This is a genomic window from Microbaculum marinum (genome assembly GCF_037855135.1).
Lineage (GTDB): Bacteria > Pseudomonadota > Alphaproteobacteria > Rhizobiales > Tepidamorphaceae > Microbaculum > Microbaculum marinum.
Genome location: NZ_JAZHOF010000004.1, coordinates 233,803 through 253,827, shown reverse-complemented (window position 1 = coordinate 253,827; position 20,025 = coordinate 233,803). Strand labels below are relative to the sequence as shown.

The 20,025-nt window shown below is 65.2% G+C and carries 19 protein-coding genes; 18 read left to right on the top strand and 1 reads right to left on the bottom strand.

Translation table 11 applies throughout. The annotated features are described in order from the left end of the window. Positions 1–44 precede the first annotated feature (44 nt). The 18 genes from V3328_RS11225 to V3328_RS11140 all read left to right on the top strand — a co-directional run bounded on the left by V3328_RS11225 (position 45) and on the right by V3328_RS11140 (position 19,371). Positions 45–1,301, top strand: coding sequence for a glycosyltransferase (locus V3328_RS11225; protein WP_340329748.1), 1,257 nt, complete (start codon positions 45–47; stop codon positions 1,299–1,301). 260 nt (positions 1,302–1,561) lie between these two features. After that, on the top strand, positions 1,562–3,292 hold the full coding sequence (locus tag V3328_RS11220; protein WP_340329747.1) for a dihydroxy-acid dehydratase: 1,731 nt from the start codon (positions 1,562–1,564) through the stop codon (positions 3,290–3,292). Then, the gene (locus V3328_RS11215) at positions 3,289–4,167 is read left to right on the top strand and encodes an NAD(P)-dependent oxidoreductase (protein WP_340329746.1); all 879 of its coding nucleotides are present in this window, start codon (positions 3,289–3,291) and stop codon (positions 4,165–4,167) included. The genes V3328_RS11220 and V3328_RS11215 overlap by 4 nt, the downstream gene beginning before the upstream one ends. Continuing rightward, entirely contained in the window at positions 4,164–4,676 is a 513-nt protein-coding gene (locus tag V3328_RS11210) for a TRAP transporter small permease (RefSeq protein ID WP_340329745.1), read from the top strand. The genes V3328_RS11215 and V3328_RS11210 overlap by 4 nt, the downstream gene beginning before the upstream one ends. Continuing rightward, a complete protein-coding gene (locus V3328_RS11205) occupies positions 4,673–5,965 on the top strand; it encodes a TRAP transporter large permease (protein WP_340329744.1) in 1,293 nt (430 codons plus the stop codon). The genes V3328_RS11210 and V3328_RS11205 overlap by 4 nt, the downstream gene beginning before the upstream one ends. 59 nt (positions 5,966–6,024) lie before the next feature. Continuing rightward, the gene (locus V3328_RS11200; RefSeq protein WP_340329743.1) at positions 6,025–7,059 is read left to right on the top strand and encodes a TRAP transporter substrate-binding protein; all 1,035 of its coding nucleotides are present in this window, start codon (positions 6,025–6,027) and stop codon (positions 7,057–7,059) included. A gap of 54 nt (positions 7,060–7,113) precedes the next feature. Further along, entirely contained in the window at positions 7,114–7,797 is a 684-nt protein-coding gene (locus tag V3328_RS11195; RefSeq protein ID WP_340329742.1) for a GntR family transcriptional regulator, read from the top strand. A 246-nt stretch (positions 7,798–8,043) separates the two neighbouring features. Beyond that, positions 8,044–9,120: a cell division protein ZapB gene (locus V3328_RS11190; RefSeq protein ID WP_340329741.1), complete on the top strand. Its 1,077-nt coding sequence runs from the start codon at positions 8,044–8,046 to the stop codon at positions 9,118–9,120. 62 nt (positions 9,121–9,182) lie between these two features. After that, a complete protein-coding gene (locus tag V3328_RS11185) occupies positions 9,183–9,803 on the top strand; it encodes a hypothetical protein (protein ID WP_340329740.1) in 621 nt (206 codons plus the stop codon). Positions 9,804–9,885: 82 nt separating this feature from the next. After that, positions 9,886–10,791: an FCD domain-containing protein gene (locus tag V3328_RS11180; protein ID WP_340329739.1), complete on the top strand. Its 906-nt coding sequence runs from the start codon at positions 9,886–9,888 to the stop codon at positions 10,789–10,791. A 237-nt stretch (positions 10,792–11,028) separates the two neighbouring features. After that, positions 11,029–12,081 carry a polyamine ABC transporter substrate-binding protein gene (locus tag V3328_RS11175; RefSeq protein ID WP_340329738.1) on the top strand — a complete coding sequence of 351 codons (1,053 nt, stop codon included), beginning with the start codon at positions 11,029–11,031 and terminating at the stop codon, positions 12,079–12,081. A 482-nt stretch (positions 12,082–12,563) separates the two neighbouring features. Further along, positions 12,564–13,418, top strand: a complete 855-nt coding sequence (locus tag V3328_RS11170; protein ID WP_340329737.1) for an ABC transporter permease — start codon at positions 12,564–12,566, stop codon at positions 13,416–13,418. After that, positions 13,418–14,209: an ABC transporter permease gene (locus tag V3328_RS11165; RefSeq protein WP_340329736.1), complete on the top strand. Its 792-nt coding sequence runs from the start codon at positions 13,418–13,420 to the stop codon at positions 14,207–14,209. The genes V3328_RS11170 and V3328_RS11165 overlap by 1 nt, the downstream gene beginning before the upstream one ends. Continuing rightward, positions 14,206–15,285: an ABC transporter ATP-binding protein gene (locus tag V3328_RS11160; RefSeq protein ID WP_378758952.1), complete on the top strand. Its 1,080-nt coding sequence runs from the start codon at positions 14,206–14,208 to the stop codon at positions 15,283–15,285. Before V3328_RS11165 ends, V3328_RS11160 begins: the two co-directional genes overlap by 4 nt. Before the next feature lie 12 nt (positions 15,286–15,297). Further along, positions 15,298–16,587, top strand: coding sequence for a nucleotide disphospho-sugar-binding domain-containing protein (locus tag V3328_RS11155; protein WP_340329734.1), 1,290 nt, complete (start codon positions 15,298–15,300; stop codon positions 16,585–16,587). Positions 16,588–16,600: 13 nt separating this feature from the next. Beyond that, the gene (locus tag V3328_RS11150; protein ID WP_340329733.1) at positions 16,601–16,969 is read left to right on the top strand and encodes a cupin domain-containing protein; all 369 of its coding nucleotides are present in this window, start codon (positions 16,601–16,603) and stop codon (positions 16,967–16,969) included. A gap of 160 nt (positions 16,970–17,129) precedes the next feature. Continuing rightward, a complete protein-coding gene (locus V3328_RS11145) occupies positions 17,130–17,405 on the top strand; it encodes a cupin domain-containing protein (RefSeq protein WP_378758965.1) in 276 nt (91 codons plus the stop codon). Positions 17,406–17,868: 463 nt separating this feature from the next. Continuing rightward, the gene (locus V3328_RS11140) at positions 17,869–19,371 is read left to right on the top strand and encodes an aldehyde dehydrogenase family protein (protein ID WP_378758953.1); all 1,503 of its coding nucleotides are present in this window, start codon (positions 17,869–17,871) and stop codon (positions 19,369–19,371) included. Here the strand turns inward: V3328_RS11140 and V3328_RS11135 are convergent. After that, a complete protein-coding gene (locus V3328_RS11135) occupies positions 19,356–19,919 on the bottom strand; it encodes an alpha/beta family hydrolase (RefSeq protein ID WP_340329730.1) in 564 nt (187 codons plus the stop codon). The genes V3328_RS11140 and V3328_RS11135 overlap by 16 nt on opposite strands. Between the last annotated feature and the right edge of the window lie 106 nt (positions 19,920–20,025).

Sequence of the window (20,025 nt, the reverse complement as noted above, 5' to 3'; positions counted from 1 at the left end):
GTTCCGGGCAGCGAGACGAATCTGAAACCATCGGCCGCGCAAAAATGAAACTGACCGTCAGGAAGCGTGCCGGCCGGGGCGTTCTTTTCGTCCACAGCAATTTTCCCGCGCAATTCGGCTTCGTCGCGCAGCTTCTGCAGCGCGAGGGGGTGAAGTGCACGTCCATCTGCTCGCCGAGCGGCACCACGCTGTTCGGCGTGCCGGCACTCAAGTGGAGGGCGCCCCGCGGCACCAGCAAGAGCACCTACACACCGGCGACGAAGGCGGAAGCGGACATGCTGCGGGGCGCCGCGGCGGCCGAGCGCGCGATGGAACTCAAAAAAAAGGGCTTCGATCCGCTGTTGATCGTCGGTCATCCCGGCTGGGGCGAAACGCTGTTTCTCAAGGAGGTGTTTCCGAACGCCAGGCAGATTTCCTACGGCGAGTTCTACTACCACTCGCACGGCGCGGATTCAGGCTTCGACCCGGAGTTCGGCGACGATGACTTCGGGGAGAAGCTGAAGATCGCCGGAAAGAACGCCACGCTTTCCCTGGCCTACGCCGACGCCGACAGGATCATCTCCCCGACGCCGTTTCAGGCCTCGCTGATCCCGGAGACCTTCCGATCGAAGATGACGATCATCCACGAAGGCGTGGACGTCGATCGCGTCTACAAGCGGCGCGGTTCGAAGCTGAAGGTCTCGGACGACCTGGTGCTCGACGAGACGACGCCGGTGATAACGTTCATCAACCGGTGCTTCGAGCCGTTGCGCGGCTATCACCGCTTCATGCGGGCCCTGCCGCGCGTTCTGGCGGAGGTTCCGGACGCTCATGTGTTGTTGATAGGCGAGGCAGGCGAGCGCGGCTACGGAATGTCGCCGCCCAACGGCAGGACGTGGAAGGACATCTACCTGGAGGAGGTCGCCGATCGCCTCGACCTGTCGCGGGTCCATTTCACCGGCTGGCTTGCACGCGACCGTATGCTGGCCGCCCTGTCGCTGTCGCGGGCGCACGTGTATTTCACCTATCCGTTCGTCATGTCGTGGTCGCTTCTCGAGGCGATGGCGTCGGAATGCCTGGTGATCGGTTCCGATACCGCCCCCGTACGCGACGCGGTCACCGACGGCGAGAACGGCATACTCGTCGATTTCTTCGATCAGGATCGGCTGGCGGAGACGCTGGTCGAGGCCTGCCGCAATCCGGCCCGGTTCTCGGGGCTGCGGTCGGCCGCCCGCGAGACCATCGTCACCCGCTACAATCGCAAGACGATCTCCGAACCGGCCTGGCGCGACGTCATCGCCGATACGGTCGCCTGGACCTAGCAACCCCTTTCCGGGATCTGCATCCCGCTGATGTACGGGAGCTGTGTACGGGGGGCGGCAGAGCCGCCCGCCCCGCCTCCTGGCATGCCGGGGTCCCAAGCCGGATCAACCGCCGGCACTCCAGCAACCCCTGTCTACGCATCATCCAGGATGCCGGGATTCTACGTCGGCGCACGAATTATGCCATTGCGTGAATCTGGTATGCCAATAGACTGAGCGCACGAACCCGGGTGGAACGGGTCCGGTTTCTGGGGGACTGCATGTCGGAGGACGACGGCCGCGCGCCTGTGCGGCTGCATTCGCGGATCAGCACCGACGGGCTCGACCGGACCCCGCACCGCGCATTCATGCGGGGCATGGGACTGTCGGACACCGAAATCGCCAGGCCCTTCATCGGCATCGTTTCGACCTATGGCGAGACGACGCCGTGCGTCGGCAATCTCGACGTCCAGGCCGCCGATGCCCATGCCGGCGTCTCCGAGGCCGGCGGCACCCCGCGCGCCTTCACCACCATCTCGGTCTCCGACGGCGTCAGCATGAACCACCAGGGCATGAAGTGCTCGCTGATGTCGCGGGAACTGATTGCCGATTCGGTGGAACTGGTGATGCGCGGCCATGCCTATGACGGGCTGGTCGCGTTCGGCGGCTGCGACAAGAACCTGCCGGCGATGATGATGGCGATGGTGCGTCTCAACGTACCGTCCGTCTTCGTCTACGGCGGCGCCGCGCTGGTCGGACAGCTCGACGGCAGGGATGTCTCTATCCTCACGGCCTACGAGGCCGCCGGCAGCGCCATGACCGGCGCGATCGACCGCGCCGCCGTCGACCGGCTGGAACGGGCGGCGCTGCCCACGATCGGCGCCTGTCCGGGGCAGTTCACCGCCAACACGATGGCGATGGTCTCCGAGGTGCTGGGCCTCGCCCCCATGGGCTCGGCGATGCTGCCGGCCGTCGACGCGAAGCGCCGCGGGCTCAACCGCGACGCCGGCCGGCTGGTCATGGAGATCCTCAGGAACGGCGGTCCCCTGCCGCGCGACATGATCACGAGGGCGAGCCTGGAAAACGCCTGCGCGATCGTCGCGGCGACGGGAGGCTCGACCAACGCGGCGATGCACATCCCGGCGATCGCCAACGAGGCCGGCGTCCGGTTCACGCTCGCCGACGCCGCCGCGGTGTTCGAGCGCACGCCCCTGATCGGCAACCTGCAGCCGGGCGGACGCTACTACGCCCAGCACGTCAACGCGATCGGAGGCGTCGCGGTGATCGTCAAGGAACTGATCCGCGCCGGCTTCATGGACGGCACGACGATAACAGTCTCAGGGCAGAGCCTTGGCACCGTGGTGGCACACGCACGACAGCCCGATGGCGATGTCGTGCGCAGCTGCGACGACCCGATTTCCCCCAGCGGCGGCGTCGTGGTGCTGAACGGAAACCTCGCCCCGGACGGCGCGCTCATCAAGGTCGCCGGCCTGAAGTCGCTCGTCCACGAAGGCCCGGCCCGCGTCTTCGAGAGCGAGGAGGCATGCATGGCGGTGATCCGCGCGCGCGCCTACTCGGAGGGCGACGTGATCATCATCCGCAACGAGGGACCGAAGGGCGGCCCCGGAATGCGCGAAATGCTTGGGCCCACTGCGGTTATCTACGGGCAGGGCATGGGCGAGAAGGTCGCCCTGATCACCGATGGCCGCTTCTCCGGAGCGACGCGGGGCATGTGCATCGGCTACCTGAGTCCGGAAGCCGCGGCCGGTGGCCCCCTGGCGCTGGTCCGCGACGGCGACCGCGTCCGCGTCGATGCGCGTGCCCGCCGCATCGATCTCTTGATCGACGACGACGAATTCGCCCGGCGCCGGGCGGTCTGGAAGCCCTTGCAGCGGCCGACGCGGCTTGCCGGGGCGATGCAGAAATACGCCGAGCAGGTCGGTTCGGCCCATCTCGGTGCGGTCACCCACGACGGGGCGGCCGAGTGGCCGTACGAGGAGCCTGTCGAATGACGGCGCGTATCGCCTTTCTCGGCCTCGGGCTCATGGGCGCGCCGATGGCCCGTCGACTGGCGCAATCGGGATGCGAACTCGTCGTGTGGAACCGCAGCCGCGAAAAAGCCGAGCCCTTCGTAGGACTTGCCGCGATCGCGGACACGCCCGCGGCCGCCGCAAAGGGGGCCGACCTCGTCTGCCTCTGCCTGACCGACGCGAAGGCCGTGGAGGCGGTGGTGTTCGGCAAGGACGGGCTGGTCGAGGCAGCGGACCTGCGCTGCGTCATCGACTTTTCATCGATACGCCCGGAAACGGCGCGCGATATCGCAGCCCGGCTCGGAGAGGCGACCGGCGCCGGCTGGATCGACGCGCCGGTCTCCGGCGGTGTCCCGGGTGCCGAGCAGGGCACACTCGTGGTGATGGCCGGCGGCGACGAGGGCGACGTCGAAGCGGCGAAGTCGCTGACGACAAGCCTCTATTCGCGCTTCACCCACATGGGTCCGGTCGGCGCCGGACAGACCACGAAGCTCGCCAACCAGATCGTCGCCGGCTGCACGATCGCGATCGTCGCCGAAGCGGTGAACTTCGCCGAACGGTCCGGCATCGATGCGGCGAAACTGTTCGAGGCGCTGGGCGGCGGCTTCGCCGATTCGAAACCGTTCCAGATCTTCGGGCCGCGCATGGTCGCGCGCGACTACGAGAAGCCGCTCGGCACCTGCAGGCTGATGCTGAAGGACCTCGACACGGTTCGCGACGCGGCCAGGCCGATCGACGCAATGCTGCCGATGGCCTCCGCGGCAGCGGAACTCTACCGGTCGACGGCGACACGCGATCTGCTGGACTCCGACATCTCAGCACTCATCGAAATGTTCGCGGGGGCAGCAAAGACGTGAGCGCTGCCGACCGCGACGACGCCATCGACATCCGCCTGCTCGGCCCCGAGCCCGGGCTCGGATGGATCGCCGTCGCGCTGAAGCTGTTCATCGCGGTCATTCTCCTGGCGCTCATGCTGCTTACCTGTGTCGACGTGGTCGGCCGCTACGTCTTCAACGCCCCGGTTCCGGGCGCTCCGGAACTGACCGAGTTCGGCATGGGCCTGCTGATCTTCGGTGCCCTGCCGCTGGTGACCGTGCGCAGGGAACACGTCTCGATCGAACTGATGACGGTGCTGTTCGCCGGCAGGGGGCAGAGGCTCCAGAACGCCGTCATGCAGCTGACCTCGCTGGTCGCGCTCGCGCTGATGGCCTGGCAGCTCTGGGAGCGCGGCATTGGCCTGTCGCGATACTCCGACAGTTCGATCTATCTCGGCCTGCCGCTCGCCCCCATGGCCTATTTCATGAGCATGATGAGCGGGCTCGCGGCGCTCGCGCTGCTCGTTTCGCTGGTGTGGAGGCGAGGGTGATCACGGCCGCGATCGGTTTTCTGGTGGTCTTCGCGCTGCTTTTCCTCGGCACGCCGGTCGCCTTCGGCATGGGCCTCGTCGGCTTCGGCGGCTTCGGCCTGCTGGTCGGCTGGAAGCCGGCGCTGGCGATGCTCGGGCAGATTTCGTTCGAGACGACGATGAGTTCGTCCCTGTCCGTGCTGCCGCTGTTCATCCTGATGGGCAACCTGATCACACGGGCCGGCCTCAGCCGGGCGCTGTTCGACTGCGCCTACGCCTTCCTCGGCGCCCGTCGGGGCGGGCTGGCGATGGCGACGGTGGTGGCGTGCGGCGGCTTCGCGGCGGTGTCGGGCTCGTCGATGGCTACGTCGGCCACCATGGCAAAGGTCGCGATTCCGTCGATGCGCCGGTTCGGCTATGCCGACAGTCTCGCCGCCGGATCGATCGCTGCGGGGGGAACGCTCGGCATTCTGATCCCGCCTTCGGTGATCCTGGTGCTCTACGGCATCCTGACGTCGACCGACATCGGGGCGCTGTTCATCGCCGGTGTCATTCCCGGGATCCTCGGCGTGCTCCTCTACATGGCCGCCGTGGCCGTCACCACGGCGCGCAATCCCGACAACGGACGTCCGGGCGAACCCTCGTCCTGGACGCAGAGGCTCCAGACGCTGCGCGACATCTGGGGCGTGCTGGCGCTGTTCGCGCTGGTGATGGGTGGAATCTATCTGGGCGTCTTCACGCCGACCGAAGCCGCGGGCATCGGCGCCGGCGGGGCCTTCCTGTTCGCCCTCTACCGGGGCGGACTGACCTCAAGGCGCCTGTTCGCGGTGCTTGTCGAGACGGCGCTGACCTCGACCATGATGTTCGTCCTGCTGATCGGCGCCGTGCTGTTCTCCAACTTCATCAATGTCGCCGGCCTGCCGCGCGAACTCTCCGCCTGGATCACGGCAACGCAGGCGCCGCCGCTCGCGATCATGGCCATGATCCTGGTCGTCTACGTGCTGCTCGGCTGCCTGCTCGAGAGCCTGTCGATGCTGCTGCTGACGGTGCCGATCTTCTTCCCGATCGTGCAGGGGCTCGGCTTCGATCCGGTGTGGTTCGGGATCATCGTGGTGGTTGTCATCGAGATCAGCCTCATCACGCCACCGATCGGCCTGAACGTGTTCGTGCTGAATGCCACGGTGCCGGACATCCCGGTCGGCACGATCTTCCGCGGCGTCGCCCCCTTCATCGCAGCCGACATCGTGCGGCTGGCGATCCTGGTGCTGCTGCCCGGCGTCACCCTTTTCCTCCCCTCGCTCATGCGCTGAGGAGACACAGCAACGATGCGGTCCCACCGAATGCCCGTTTCAGCCAAAGGAGCCTAACAATGACACTCAGCCGCCGCACACTGCTCACCGGCCTTGCCGCCGGTGCGCTGGCCCTGTCCGGGCTGGCAGCGTTCCACGAGCCCGCCAGCGCCCAGACCGTGATCCGCTTCTCCAACTGGGTGCCTCCGACCCATCCCGTCTCCACCGACGTGATCGGCAAGTGGGCCGAGAACGTGAAGGAGGCGACGGAGGGCCGGGTCGAGATCGAGGTGATCAGCCCACTCGGAAACCCGCCGTCGCACATCGATCTGGTGCAGAACGGCGTCGCCGACGCCGGCTTCATCGTGCACGGCTACACCCCGGACCGGTTCAAGCTGACCGAAGGTCCCGAACTGCCGTTCCTGGCCGATGACAGCCGTTCCGCCTCGATCGCCTACTGGAAGACCTACGAGAAGTTCTTCGCCGATGCCGGGGAGTATGACGGCGTCGAACTGATGGGGCTGTGGGTCCACGGGCCGGCCCACTTCTTCACCCGCGACAAGGAGATCAACACGCTCGACGACATGTCGAACCTTAAGATCCGGGTCGGCGGCGGCATGGCCAAGTATGTCGCTGAAGACCTCGGCACGGTGCCGTTCTTCGCCCCTTCGTCACAGAGCTACGAGGTGATCTCGAAGGGCGTGGCCGACGGCATCATGTTTCCCACCGAGTCCGTCTACAACTTCAAGATCGGGCCGGCGATCGGCCAGGCGCTCGAGGTGCCCGGTGGCCTCTACCGGTCGAGCCAGGGAATCGTGATGAACAAGGCGAAGTGGGATTCCCTGTCGCCCGAGGACCAGGAAGCCATCCGCGGCGTTTCGGGCCTGGCCATGGCCGAACTCGCCGCCAAGATGTGGGACGAGCAGGATGCGATCGGCAAGGAGGAACTGATCAAGGGCGGCACCAACTTCAAGACCGCCGACGGCGAACTGCTCGAGGAGATCAAGGCGAAGCTGTCGGTCGAGGAAGACAAGTGGATCGCGGCAGGCGACGGCAAGGTCGACCGCAAGGCCGCGCTCGACTATCTGAAGGAGCAGATCAAGGCGGCCAATTGAGCCGTTTTCGGCGCCGGCTCCGTCCGGCGCCGCCAACCTGCCGGGGACCGGAGTGTGAGTGAGCGCCTCAGCCTGTCCGCCCGCGCCCGCGTGGTGCTGGAGGACGACATTCTGTCGGGACGCATGAAGCCCGGCGAAGCCGTCGACGAGCGGGCCATCGCCGCCCGCCTCGGGATGTCGCGTACGCCGGTGCGCGAGGCGATACAGCAACTCGGCGCAACGGACCTGATCGAGATTCGCCCCCGCCAGACCGCGCTGGTCAAATCCCTTGATCCCTCCGTCATCCTCGAACTTTTCGAAGCCCTGATCGGGCTGGAGAGCCTGGTCGCCGGACTGGCGGCCAGGCGGATCTCCGACAATGAGGTGCACGCGCTGGAGCGCCTGCACAGGCAGTCCGAATCACTGGTCGCCGCGCGCGACTTCCGCTCCTTCCAGCAGATGAACCTGGCTTTCCACAGGTCGATCTACGCGGCTTCGCGCAACGCGTGGCTGGCCACGGAGGCGAACCGGCTGCGCAGCCGCGTCGGTCCCTATCGGGAGTGGCTGTTTCAGAAGGTGAACCGGCTTTCGCGCTCCTACGAGGAACATTCAGGCCTGATCGCGGCCTTTCGTGCCGGCGACGAGGCCTCGGCATCGCGTTTGATGCGCGAACACGAGCAAATCGACAGCGATCGCCTGTTCGACTTCATGCTCGCCAACCGGCGCGGCGAGCCGGAGTTGTCCGAGCAAGTCAGCTAGAACAGTGCTCGGTGGCCGGCATCCCGGTGCCGCCAGGCGACAACATGCTTGTCCGCACATGGGAACTGTGATCAATGCCCTTGCGTTTACGCGGACGCGTCTACGCCGGGGATGTCACGACCGTGTGCGACCGACTCCGACGGATGCCGGCCTCCGGTAACGCAGGCGGCGACCCGGTCTCGCCGGTTAACAATTGACCCGGGAGCCGGTAGAGGTGGTCCGCACGAAAACGAGAACGCAGACGAAATGGCGACGCTTTTCCTACACATAGGTCATTCGAAGACCGGTTCCTCCTATCTCCAGGCCTGCGCCCTCGAGTCGCGTAACGCCCTTGAGGAGAAGGGCATTCACTACCCCGATCCGACCACGCGGACGAGCGGCATATTCGCGTCGTTTCCGCACGGAAACGGGGTGGTGCTCAGGAACTATCTCACCGGAAAGCTGGACGCGCCGACGTTTCCCAGCGACCGCGACTGCCTGATCAGCAATGAGGGGCTGTTCTTCGAACTGACCGACGCATCGAAGATGGACATGCTCGTTGCCTGGGCGCGGTCGAGCGGCTTCGAAAAGACCGAAATGCTGCTGTTCGTCAGAGATCCGGTCGACGATATGGTGTCGCTCTACAGGCAGAAGGTGAAGAGCGGCGAGACGACCGAGTCGCTCAAGGACTATGCGACCCACTACACCAAGCCGAAACTGGTGAAGCGGCTGATAGACGCCGCGGGAAAGTATCCCGACATAAACCTGACGCTGAGGAACTATTCCAAGGTCAAGCGGAGCCTCGTCGAGGCGTTCGCCGAATGGCTCGGCGTTCCCGCCAACAGCCTGGCCGCGCCGGCCCAGAAGGTCGTCAACCGGTCGCTCAGCGAGGACGAACTGGAGACGCTGAAGATCCTCAACCGGCATGTCGGCAAGGATTCCCGCTTTGCCGGACTCCAGCTTTGCGCCGACCTGCCGGAACTGGACGCGGGTACGCTGTACGTCGAGCAGGCGAGCATCGACGATATCTATGACGTGAACCGCGATGCCATCGACACCGTGAACCGGGCGCTGCCGGACGGCGAACACTACGCGCAGAAGCCGACGGCCGAGGTCCGCGAGACGGAGCGGGGTGACAATGTGACCCTGTCCACCACGCAGCTCGACTGCATTTTCGCCGCAATGACGAAGCGGACTGTCGAGCTTCAGGAAAAGATCGATCAACTCAAGGAAAAGAACCGGGAATTGAACCAGAAGCAGAAGAAGGTTCGCGAACGGCTGCAGAAGCTGCGCGGCAATTCGAAACGCGGCAACGAAGAGGCCAGCGAAGCCGGGACGACCTGACGTCCCTTGGTTCGCGTTCGACCGGTAAACAACAAGATCGATTGGCTTGATTGGAGTACAATATGCTGATTTCGCAACGCTTCAGGTTCGTCTACCTCGCGAACCCCAAGACGGGCACGACCGCGATCGAGCGCGCCTTCACGAAGTACGCGGATTTCAAGTCCACCAATCCGACGGCCAAGCACATGTCCTATCGGGAGGCCCTGGAGACCTTTCCGGTCCAGATGGAGGCCTATGAAGTGGTCGTCGCGGTCCGGGATCCGCTGGAGACGCTGCACTCCTGGTACCGCTACAGGTCCCGCGACAACATCAAGTGGCCGAACAACAGCACCCAGGGAATCTCCTTCTCGGAGTTCTTCGAGTCGTGGACGCAGGACAAGCCCCCGCACTATGCGCGGGTCGGGACGTCCGTGGACGTCCTGCTCGACGAGCATGGAAACGTCCCGGCGGATCTGACGGTCTTCCCCTACAGCGGCGAGCCCTCGCTGCACAAATACCTGCAGCGTCTGGTCGGTGAGAAGGTGCCCGACGAGCGCGTCAACGAGTCGCCCGAGGCACCGACCCAGTTCCATGCCGAGCTGAGGGAGCAAGTCGACATGGCGCACCCGAAGATCGCCAGGGCGTATGAGATCTACAACAGCCTGTCCTATCCCCAAGTGACCTCCGCAGCGGCGTCCGCCTGAACTCTGCACATCCACCGGTGATTTCAGGTTCCGCGCAAGCGGGTATAGAATTGCCGCAGGACGCAAATTCTACGACCGTGAAATGGCGAAGACGGAGCTTGCGCGGAAGATCCTGTCGATCCTGCGGGACGAACAGGCGGAAACAGGCTTCCACCTGCGTGAACAGTGGCTGGCCGATGCGCTCGGCGTCTCGCGGTCGCCGGTACGCACGGCGCTCAAGCAACTCGAGCAGCTGAAGGTCGTTCGCTCCGAACCCCACCAGGGCTATTTCCTCCAAGCAGCCCCCGGCAGCGTCGCCTTCGACGAGATCGAACTGCCGGAGGGCGAGAGCGACCGGATTTATCGCCGCATCGCCAGCGAGCGGTTTGCCGATCTCATCGGGGACCAGGTGTCCGTCGGCGATCTGGTGCGCCGCTACAAGGCGAACCGGGCGGTCATCGTGCGGGTGCTCGGCCGGATGCAGGAGGACGGGCTGGTCGAGAAGACCCCCGGCCACGGCTGGGTCTTCGGCCCCGCCCTGAACGACGAAGCCGCGTACCAGGACAGCTATCGATACAGGCTGCTGATCGAGCCTGCGGCGCTTTTGGAGGAGAGGTTCGAACTCTCGCCGCGGCGGGTCGCAAAGCTGCGCGGGCTGCACGAGGCGGCGCTTGACCGCGATCTCGAGGACGAGACGGTGGCGAGCCTGTTCGATATCGACGCCGAGTTCCACGAGACCCTGGCCGATGCCTGCGGAAACCGGTTCCTGGCGCAGGCGATCCGCCAGCAGACTCGGCTTCGACGGCTGTCGGAGTACGAGAAATACACCTCTCGGGAGCGGCACCGCTCGTCCTTTGGCGAGCACATGACGATCCTCGATGCGATCGAGGCGGGCGACATGCCCCTTGCTGCCGAACGCATGCGCAGACACATCCGGGCGGCGAACGATACCCGGCCGGACTTCCGAAAGGTGAGAACGCTGGCGCACCGCCGTCTGACTCGTCGGTGACCCTTCCGCAGGATTGCGGCTGATTGCCGCTGTCGCCATCCGGCGCGTGGCGGGGCACCGTCCGAAGGTGTGCCCCGGGTGAGTTCTGCACCGGCTGAACCCGGGCTCGCAAAGTCGGGATTGTATCTTTTTCAAAAACTATACAAACTGAACGAGCGGATCCGGTCGGGCTGCGCGCGCTGTCGCCCGCCGGCAAAGAACACGGCGTGATACGACACGACAGAGGGGACTTCTGACATGCGCACGTTCAAGCACCTCGCCCTGTCGACGGCGGCAGCCGTCGGCATCGGCCTGACCGCCGGCGCGGCATCGGCCGAGACGATCGTCATCTCCAACTGGGACGGCTACATGCCGGAAGATCTTCCGGCGAAATTCAAGGAAGCCACGGGCATCGACGTCGAGGTCGCCCTGCACGCGACGAACGAGGAGATCATGGGCAAGGTCGTCGCCGGCAAGGGTAAGGGATACGACGTGCTGTTCGTCTCCTCGCCATTTGCGGAGGCGCTGAGCAAGCTCGACCTGACGGCCGAGATAGACCACTCGCAGATCCCGAACCTGGACAATCTCTACCCGGAGGCGAACGAACTCGCCTACGATCCCGGCAACACCTTCTCGGTGCCCTACGCCTGGGGCACGACGGGGCTCTGCTATCGCTCCGACATGGTCGAGGGTACCCCGGACAGCTGGAACGACCTTCTGCAGCCCTCCGACGACCTGAAGGGCAAGATCACCATGCTTGCGACCGATCGCTGGCTGATGGGGGCGGGAATGCTTGCCAAGGGTTACTCGGTCAACGAGACCGATCCGGCGAAGATCGATGAGGTGAAGGATCTGCTGATCGACGCCAAGAAGAACCTTCTCGCCTATGACGACACGACCTTCTACTCGAAGCTCGTGTCGGGCGAAGCCTCGCTGGTGCACGCCTGGGACGGCTGGTGCAACTACGGCATCGCCGAGAACGGCGACATCAAGTACGTGATCCCGAAAGAGGGCACCGACCTGTGGGTCGATACGATGGTGATCCCGGCGGCATCGGAGAACAAGGAGGCCGCGCACAAGTTCATCAACTACATCCTAGGCGCCGATACCGGCAAATGGGTGGTCGAGAACATCATGTACAAGGTGCCGAACAAGGCCGCGATGGACGCGATCGATCCCGCCATGAAGACGGACTATCCCAACATCGCCATCGCCCCCGCCGACCTCCTGAAGGAAGAGCAGTTGCGTGACCTCGGCGCGGCGCAGAAGGACTACACGAAGGCAGTCTCCGAGATCACGGCGTCGCAGTAATTGTCTGTCCGATCGCGGGCCGCGCTGATCCCGAGCGGTCCATCGCCGTTCGGGACGTCACGCGGCCGTGTTTCCGGCGCGGGACCTGATTACGAATGGCATGGCGGCAAGCCGACTTGGCGCATGAGAGACGGTAGCTGCCTTCCCGGCGCGCCGACGCGCGCGACCCCCCTCTCCATCTCTCCCCCACAAGGGGGGAGAGGGCCGCTTGTCGCGCCGCTTGGGTCTCCCTCTCCCCTTGTGGGGGAGGGTCGGGGAGGGCGGTCGCCCGGCCGATCCGGCCGGGCATCCTTCGAGACGCGCCCGATGAGCGCTCCTCAGGATGAGGCTCAGGGTTTGGCGGCTCGTTCTCCCGAGTTGCGGCTCCCGCTCCGCAACTCTGATCTACCTCATCCCGAGGAGGAGGCTTGGCCCCGTCTCGAAGGACGAGATAGCCCCGACGCCATCTATTCGGACCGGATTCGCCCCGCCGGCAAATACGCATGAACCGCAAGTTTCAGGACCTGTTGCTCATACTGCCCGGTGTCGGCTGGCTCACCGTATTCATGGTGGTTCCCTGCGGAATCGTCTTCTTCTACGCGTTCCTGGAGAGGGGCGTGTATGGCGGCATCGACTACGTCTACAACCTGCAGAACTTCGCGCGGGCGTTCGAGCCGGTCTATTTCTCGATCTTCCTCATGTCGGCGAAGATCGCCGGGCTCGCCACCGTGGTGTCCGTCCTGATCGCCTATCCGGCGGCCTACGCAATATCACTGCAGCCGCCGCACAAGCAGACGCGCTACCTCTTCCTGGTGATGTTGCCGTTCTGGTCGAACTACCTGATCCGGACCTATGCCTGGATAGTGCTCCTGAACCGGGAAGGCATCATCAACAACGGACTGGAAGCGGTCGGCGTGATCGACGAGCCGCTGCCGATCCTCTACAACCAGTTCGCCATCGTGACGGGGCTCGTCTACAACTACCTGCCCTTCGTGATCCTGGCGATCTACTCGTCGATCCAGCGGCTCAATCCGGAGATCCGCGAAGCTTCGGAAGATCTCGGGGCGCCGTCCTGGAAGACCTTCCTGCGTGTCACGCTGCCGCTGACGCTTCCCGGCGTCGCCGCCGGTGCGGTGTTCGTCTTCGTCCTGTCGATCGGCAACTTCATCACGCCGGACCTGCTTGGCGGCGGGCGCATCCAGATGGTCGGCAACCTGATCTACGACCAGTTCCTGTCGGCCCGAGACTGGCCGTTCGGGGCAGCGCTTTCGATGATCCTGATCTTCGTCATGCTGGTGCTGCTGTTTGCCCAGGCCGTGGCGGTCAACCGGGCCCAGGACCAGGGGAGGGCAGCCTGATGCCTCGCGCCCGCTCCGCCCCGGTGGCGCTCAACCTGCATCTCGGCCTGGTCTACGCATTTCTCTACGGGCCGGTGGCCGTGCTGATGGTGCTGAGCTTCAATCGCGCCGGGATGCCCACCGCCTGGACCGGCTTTTCGCTGGACTGGTACGTCAGGCTCGCCAACAGCCCGGCCATCATCTCGTCGACGGTGAACACGCTGATCGTCGCGGTCTGCTCGACGCTGATCGCCACGGCGCTTGGCACGCTGCTGGCGCTCGGCGTCGAGAAGCGGCGGACGTCGAGCGCGCTCGACGCGCTGCTGTTTGCACCGATGATCATTCCCGACATCGTCCTTGCGATCGCGCTTCTGTCCTTCTTCACGCTGCTCGAGCTCACGCTCGGGCTCTATTCGATCATCCTCAGCCACGTCGTCTTCAACATCGCCTTCGTTTGCGCGGTGGTGCGTACGCGGTTGAAACAATTCGACTATTCGATCGTGGAGGCCTCGAGTGACCTCGGGGCGAGCGACTTCACGACGTTCCGGCGGATAACACTGCCGGTCATCTTTCCCGGCGTTCTGGCAGGCGCGCTGCTGGCCTTCACGCTGTCGGTGGACGAGTTCATCATCGCCTACTTCACCTCCGGTGCTGGGTCGAGCTCGACAACCCTGCCGATGCGGATCTACTCGATGATCCGGTTCGGCGTGACGCCGGAAATCAATGCCATGGCCACCATCGTCATGCTGTTCTCGTTCGTGCTGGTGTTCCTGTCACAGCGTGCCAACCGTGTGCCGTCGGTGCACCAATGATGCGTCAGGACAGTGTCATCGAGGTGGACGGTGTCACCAGGCGCTTCGGCTCGCTGACGGCGGTCGACGGCGTCTCGCTGGAACTCGGGGAAGGGGAGTTCTTTGCCCTGCTCGGACCGTCGGGATGCGGCAAGACGACTCTTCTCAGGCTGATTGCCGGGTTCGAGATTCCGGACGCTGGCCGTATCCTGCTCGACGGCAACGATATCACCCGGCTGCGCCCGAACCGGCGGCCGGTCAACCTGATGTTTCAGTCCTACGCGCTGTTCCCGCACATGACGGTGCGGGCGAACATCGCCTACGGGCTGGAGATGGAGAAGCGGCCGAAGGACGAGATCCGCTCGCGGGTCGCCGACATCCTCGCGATGACGGAACTGACGGCGCTCGCCGATCGCAAGCCCGACAAGCTATCGGGCGGGCAGCGGCAGCGCGTCGCGCTGGCAAGGGCATTGGTCAAGCGACCGCGCGTATTGCTGCTAGACGAACCGCTCGGGGCCCTCGACAAGAAGCTGCGCGAGCAGATGCAGCTCGAACTGAAGAAGCTGCAGCACGAACTCGGCATCACCTTCGTGGTCGTCACCCACGACCAGGACGAGGCGCTGGTGATGGCCGACCGGATCGCGCTGATGAAGGACGGGGTGATCGCGCAGGCGGGCAGCCCGCGCGAACTCTACGAGAATCCGGCCTCGCGCTTCGTTGCGGGATTCATAGGCGTGACCAACTTCTTCGAAGGCCGCGCGGCCGACGGGGGCGTGATCGTCGACGGACACGGACTGCTGCAGGGAACCGGCGCGACCGGCATCGCCGCCGGCGAGCGGGTGGCCCTGGCGGTGCGGCCGGAGCGCATCGCGCTGTCGCGGGAGGCTGGCCTGGCCGGCCACAACGCGGTGGCGGGAGACATCGCCGACCTTGCCTATCATGGCCAGGACGTGAACCTGCTGGTGCGCGTCGACGGGGTCGACCGGCCGGTCATGGTCCGTCTGACGGCGGCCGAAGAGGAACAGGGAAATTTCCAGCCGGGCCAGCGGGTCTGGTGCAACTGGCGGCCGGAGCACGGCCGTGTGCTGAAGGATTGAGGAGGGCCACTGATGGCAGGCAAGACGATCGCATTCTTCCCGGAGGCGGCCTTCGGGCCGGCGCTCAATTCCGTCGGCATCGCCCAGGCGGTCGAGAAGCTCGGCCACAAGGCGGTGTTCCTGTCGGATCCGGGCTTCGTGGGGATCTACGAGGGCTACGGCTTCGAAGCCCATCCCGTGGCGCTGTCGGAGCCGATGGAGCCGGAGGCGATGGCCAAGTTCTGGCAGGACTTCATCAACGGCCACATCCCGAACTTCCGCAAGGCGCCGATCGACCAGATCGACAACTACGTGAAGGATTGCTGGGAGGCGATCGTCGACTCTGCCAAGTGGGCGGAAAAGGACCTGCCGGGCATTCTCGCCAAGCTGAAGCCGGACGTGGTCTGCGTCGACAACGTGGTGCTGTTCCCGGCAATCAAGCGCTACGCCAAGGAGAACGGAAAGGCCTGGGTCCGCATCATCTCGTGTTCGGAAAACGAGATCGAGGACGAGGCGATTCCGCCGCACCTTTCGGGCTGCGGAGAGAAGGATACGGCCTGCCACGAGGCCTTCCGCAACCGGTTCAACGAGGTGATCAAGCCGATCCACGACGACTTCAACGCTTTCCTCAAGGAATGCGGCGAGCCGGAATATCCGCTCGGCACGTTCTGCGAGGCCTCCCCGCACATGAACCTGCTGCTCTACCCGGAACCGGTGAAGTTCGACCGCGCAATCCCGCTCAATCCGGTCCAGTTCCAGTACCTCGAAGGCTGCGTCCGCCAGGACGAGCCCTACGAGGTGCCGAATTTCGAGACCAACAACGACCGGCCGCTGCTCTATGTCAGCTTCGGGTCGCTGGGAGCAGGCGATTCCGACCTCCTCAAGCGGATCATCGACGCGGTCGGAAAAATGCCGGTGCGCGCGCTCGTCAACGTCGGCGACTATGCTGACCGATATTCCGACCTGCCCGGCAACGTCATCATCGGTGGCTGGTTTCCGCAGCCCTCGGTGATTCCGCAGGTCGACGCGGTGATCCATCACGGCGGCAACAACTCGTTCACCGAGTGCCTCTACTTCGGCAAGCCGGCGATCATCATGCCCTATGTCTGGGACGGTCACGACAACGCAACGCGGGTCCAGGAGACCGGCCACGGCTACAAGCTCGATCGCTACGAGTGGACCGAGCAGGACCTCGCCGCGAAGATCGTCTCGATGCTGTCCGACGCGAAGATGCAGGCCCGGCTGAAGGCGACGTCGGAGCACATGCAGTCGCGGCATGGCCCGACAAAGGCTGCCGGCATCCTCGACAAGCTGGCCGGCTGACGGAACGCGCAACATGCCCACGAACCTCAATTCGAGCGCCCCGCACATTGCCGGCGCCTCCACCTGGGACGACGACCTGGTCGACTGGGGCGGCCACCTCGAGCCGATCGACGGGCGCTCCACGAACCGGGGGCGGCTCCTGTGGAAGGGCGACGCGGACGGCCTGCCCGAGGCCGGCGTCTGGGAATCGACGCCGGGCACCTGGAGGCTCGTCCTGCCGCGCGACGAACTCGTCCATTTCGTCTCCGGGCGAGCGACCTACTCCGCAGACGACGGCGAGGTGATCGAGGTGATGGCCGGAACGGTCGTGCATTTCCGCGAGGGCTGGACCGGCACCGTCGAAGTGCGCGAGACGATCCGCAGCGTCTACATGCTGAGGTGAGGCGAATAAAGATCGCCGTCCCGGACCAGGGGTCGCGGCTCACAGGAGAACAGGAACCACGACAATGAACATTTACCTCGCCAAGAAGCCCGACCCGACCCCGGTGCTGCGTGATCCGAAGACGATTCCCGCCGCCGCCGACTGGGGCGTGATCCCGACCATGATCGAGGGCGAGAGCCGGACGTCCGGCGTGCTGCTGCACAAGGGGCCGGACGGCTCGCCGGAATCAGGCATCTGGATCTGCACGCCCGGCACCTGGGACTGTCACGTTACCCGCGATGAACTCTGCCATTTCCTGGACGGCCGCTGCACCTACACGCACGAGTCCGGCGAGGTCATCGAAATCGAGCCGGACACCGCGGCGTTCTTCCCCAAGGACTGGAAGGGCACCTGCCGCGTGCATGAAACGGTGCGCAAGGTCTACATGATCCGGTGAGGAACCCGTCGCGTGCCGATCCTTCTCCCACGTCATTCCGGAAGTCGCAGGGCGACTGTCCGGGATCGCCAGGGGCCGCAGCGCTGCGGATCCGCGGCGATCCCGGCTCGCGCTGCGCTTGGCCGGGATGACGTCGGAGGGGTTGGGAAAGGCCATGATCCAGTGAGGCCGACTGTGGCACGCGCGGTTTCGGCGGCTGCCGCCCCTGGGCCCCGGGTCAAGCCCGGGGCGTCGGCTGGTCGTGTGGTAGAGCGGTGGGATCGAACCGCAGCCTACGTCCCGGACCTGATCCAGGAACTAGGTGGCGACCAATTTGCGATTCATTTGCCACGTCATCCCGGACGGTCGGCAGGCCGATCCGGGATCGCCACAGGCCGCAGCGATGCGTTTGAGCGGCGATCCGGCTCGCGCTCCGCTTGGTCGGGATGACGTGGGATAAGTCTTGCCGAGAGAGAGTATGGCCATGAGCCCCTTCGATCCGCATTCCGGCCTCGTTTTCCGCGGCAACGACTTCGTTGCCGTCCCGGGGGCGTCGGTACGCGAGATCGTCAACCCGGCGACGCTGGCGACCGAGGGGCGGATTGCCCTGTGCGATGCGGCGTTCGTCGAGGAGGTCGCCGCCGAGGCGCTTGTCGCGCAGAAGGCGTGGGCGAAAATCGACTACAAGTCCCGCGCCGCGTTGCTGCACAGGGTCGCTAACGCGATCGAGGCGACCGACTTCCACGACGTCGCGAAGCTGATGACGCTGGAGATGGGCAAGCCGTATCCGGAAGCCGTCGGCGAACTTGCCAACGTCGCGCCGGCCTTCCGGTATTTCGCGGAGATGGCGCGCGACGAGGCGGGCAGGATCGCAGGGACGACGCAAGTCGGCTCCTTCCAGTTCGCCCGCTACGAACCGTACGGCGTCTCCGTCCACATCATGCCGTTCAACTTCCCGATCCTGCTGATGGTTTGGACGGTCGCCGCGTCGCTGGCGGCCGGCAATGCCTGCATCGTCAAGCCGGCTGAGGCGACCAGCCTGTCGACGCTGAAGTTCATGGAGCATTTCGGGGCGGTGCTGCCTGTCGGGCTCGTGTCCTGCCTGACCGGCGGCGCGGAGACCGCGCAGGCGCTCATCGCCTCGAGGAACACCCACGTCGTCGCCTTCACCGGGGGAGTGGCCGCCGCGCGTGCGGTCAACGTCGCCTGCGCCGAGTGGCTGAAGCCGGCGATCATCGAGGCGGGCGGCAGCGACCCGATGATCATCTCCGAGCATGCTCCGATGGAGGTGGCTGTCGCGGGGTCGGTTACCGCCGCCTTCCACCTGTCCGGCCAGATCTGCACCTCCTCGGAACGGTTCTACGTGCATGAAGCGGTACACGACGAGTTCGTCGAGCGCTTCGCGGCGATGGCGAAGAGGCTGCGCGTCGGTAACGGGCTCGGTGTCTCGGAGATCGGCCCCCTGGTGTCCGAGGCCGCGCGGGACAAGGTGATCCGCCTCGTCGACGGCGCGGTGGCCGAAGGGGCGAGGATCGTCTGCGGCGGCCGGGTGCCGCCAGCGCTGAACACCGGCTGGTTCTACGAACCGACCATCCTGACGGGCGTGACGCCTGACATGCAGATCATGCGCGAGGAGGTGTTCGGGCCGGTGGCCGCGATCTGCCGGGTCGGATCGTTCGAGGAGGCGCTGGAGCTTGCCAACCGCTCGGACTTCGGTCTCGGCGCCTCGGTGTTCACCACGGATCTCAAGGAGGCGATGCAGGCTGCCGAGGCGCTTCAGTCGGGCATGGTCTGGGTCAACAACCCGCTCATCGACAACGACGCCCTGCCGTTCGGAGGCTGGAAGAACTCAGGCCTCGGTCGCGAACTCGGCCGGCAGGGCCTCGACGCGTTCCGCCAGTCCAAGATGGTCGTCATCGACCATGACCCGGCCATCGCCGACTGGTGGTATCCCTATCCCGACTCGGCCTTCTACCGGAACAGCTGACCAAGAGGCGTCCGGCAGCTTTCGACGTGTTGAAGGATCAACGCGACGACCTGGTCCCACCGGGCAGCGGAAACATTGAATTCGTGGCTGGCATCGAGTTCGACGATGCGAACGAAAGGCGAAAGTGGATAACGCCTCTCCGCAACGGCTTTCGTCCCGTAGGGGTCGGCCGTGCCCTGCAGGATCAGCGTAGGGGTGGCAATGGTAGCCAGATGGCTGGTCCGCGCCGGGTCCTCGTCCTCGCCTGGTACGCGAAACGGATAACCCAGAACGATGACAGCGGCGATCGGGGCGCCTTCGGCTGCGGCCAATGACGCAATCCGTCCGCCCGACGAGCGGCCGATGGCGATGACACGGTTCCCGGGGTGGTTCGAACTCGTGCTCCAAAGGGCCGACTTCCGCGCCTGGAACCCCATGTCCGTCCCGCAGAACTCGGTCTGGCCGACGAATAGCATTCCGGCCGCATTCAGCCGCTCCCGGAGGTTGTGCTCAATATAGTCGTCGTCGGGATACGAATCTCCCGAGAGGTAGAGAAAAGCACGGTTCATGTGAAGCAGGAGCAGTGCGGCATTGCCGCTTGATGCCAGGTTTTCACAGGCAGCATCTTACTGTTCTGTCCGTCATGCCGAAAGCACGTCGCTGCGACGTTTCCGA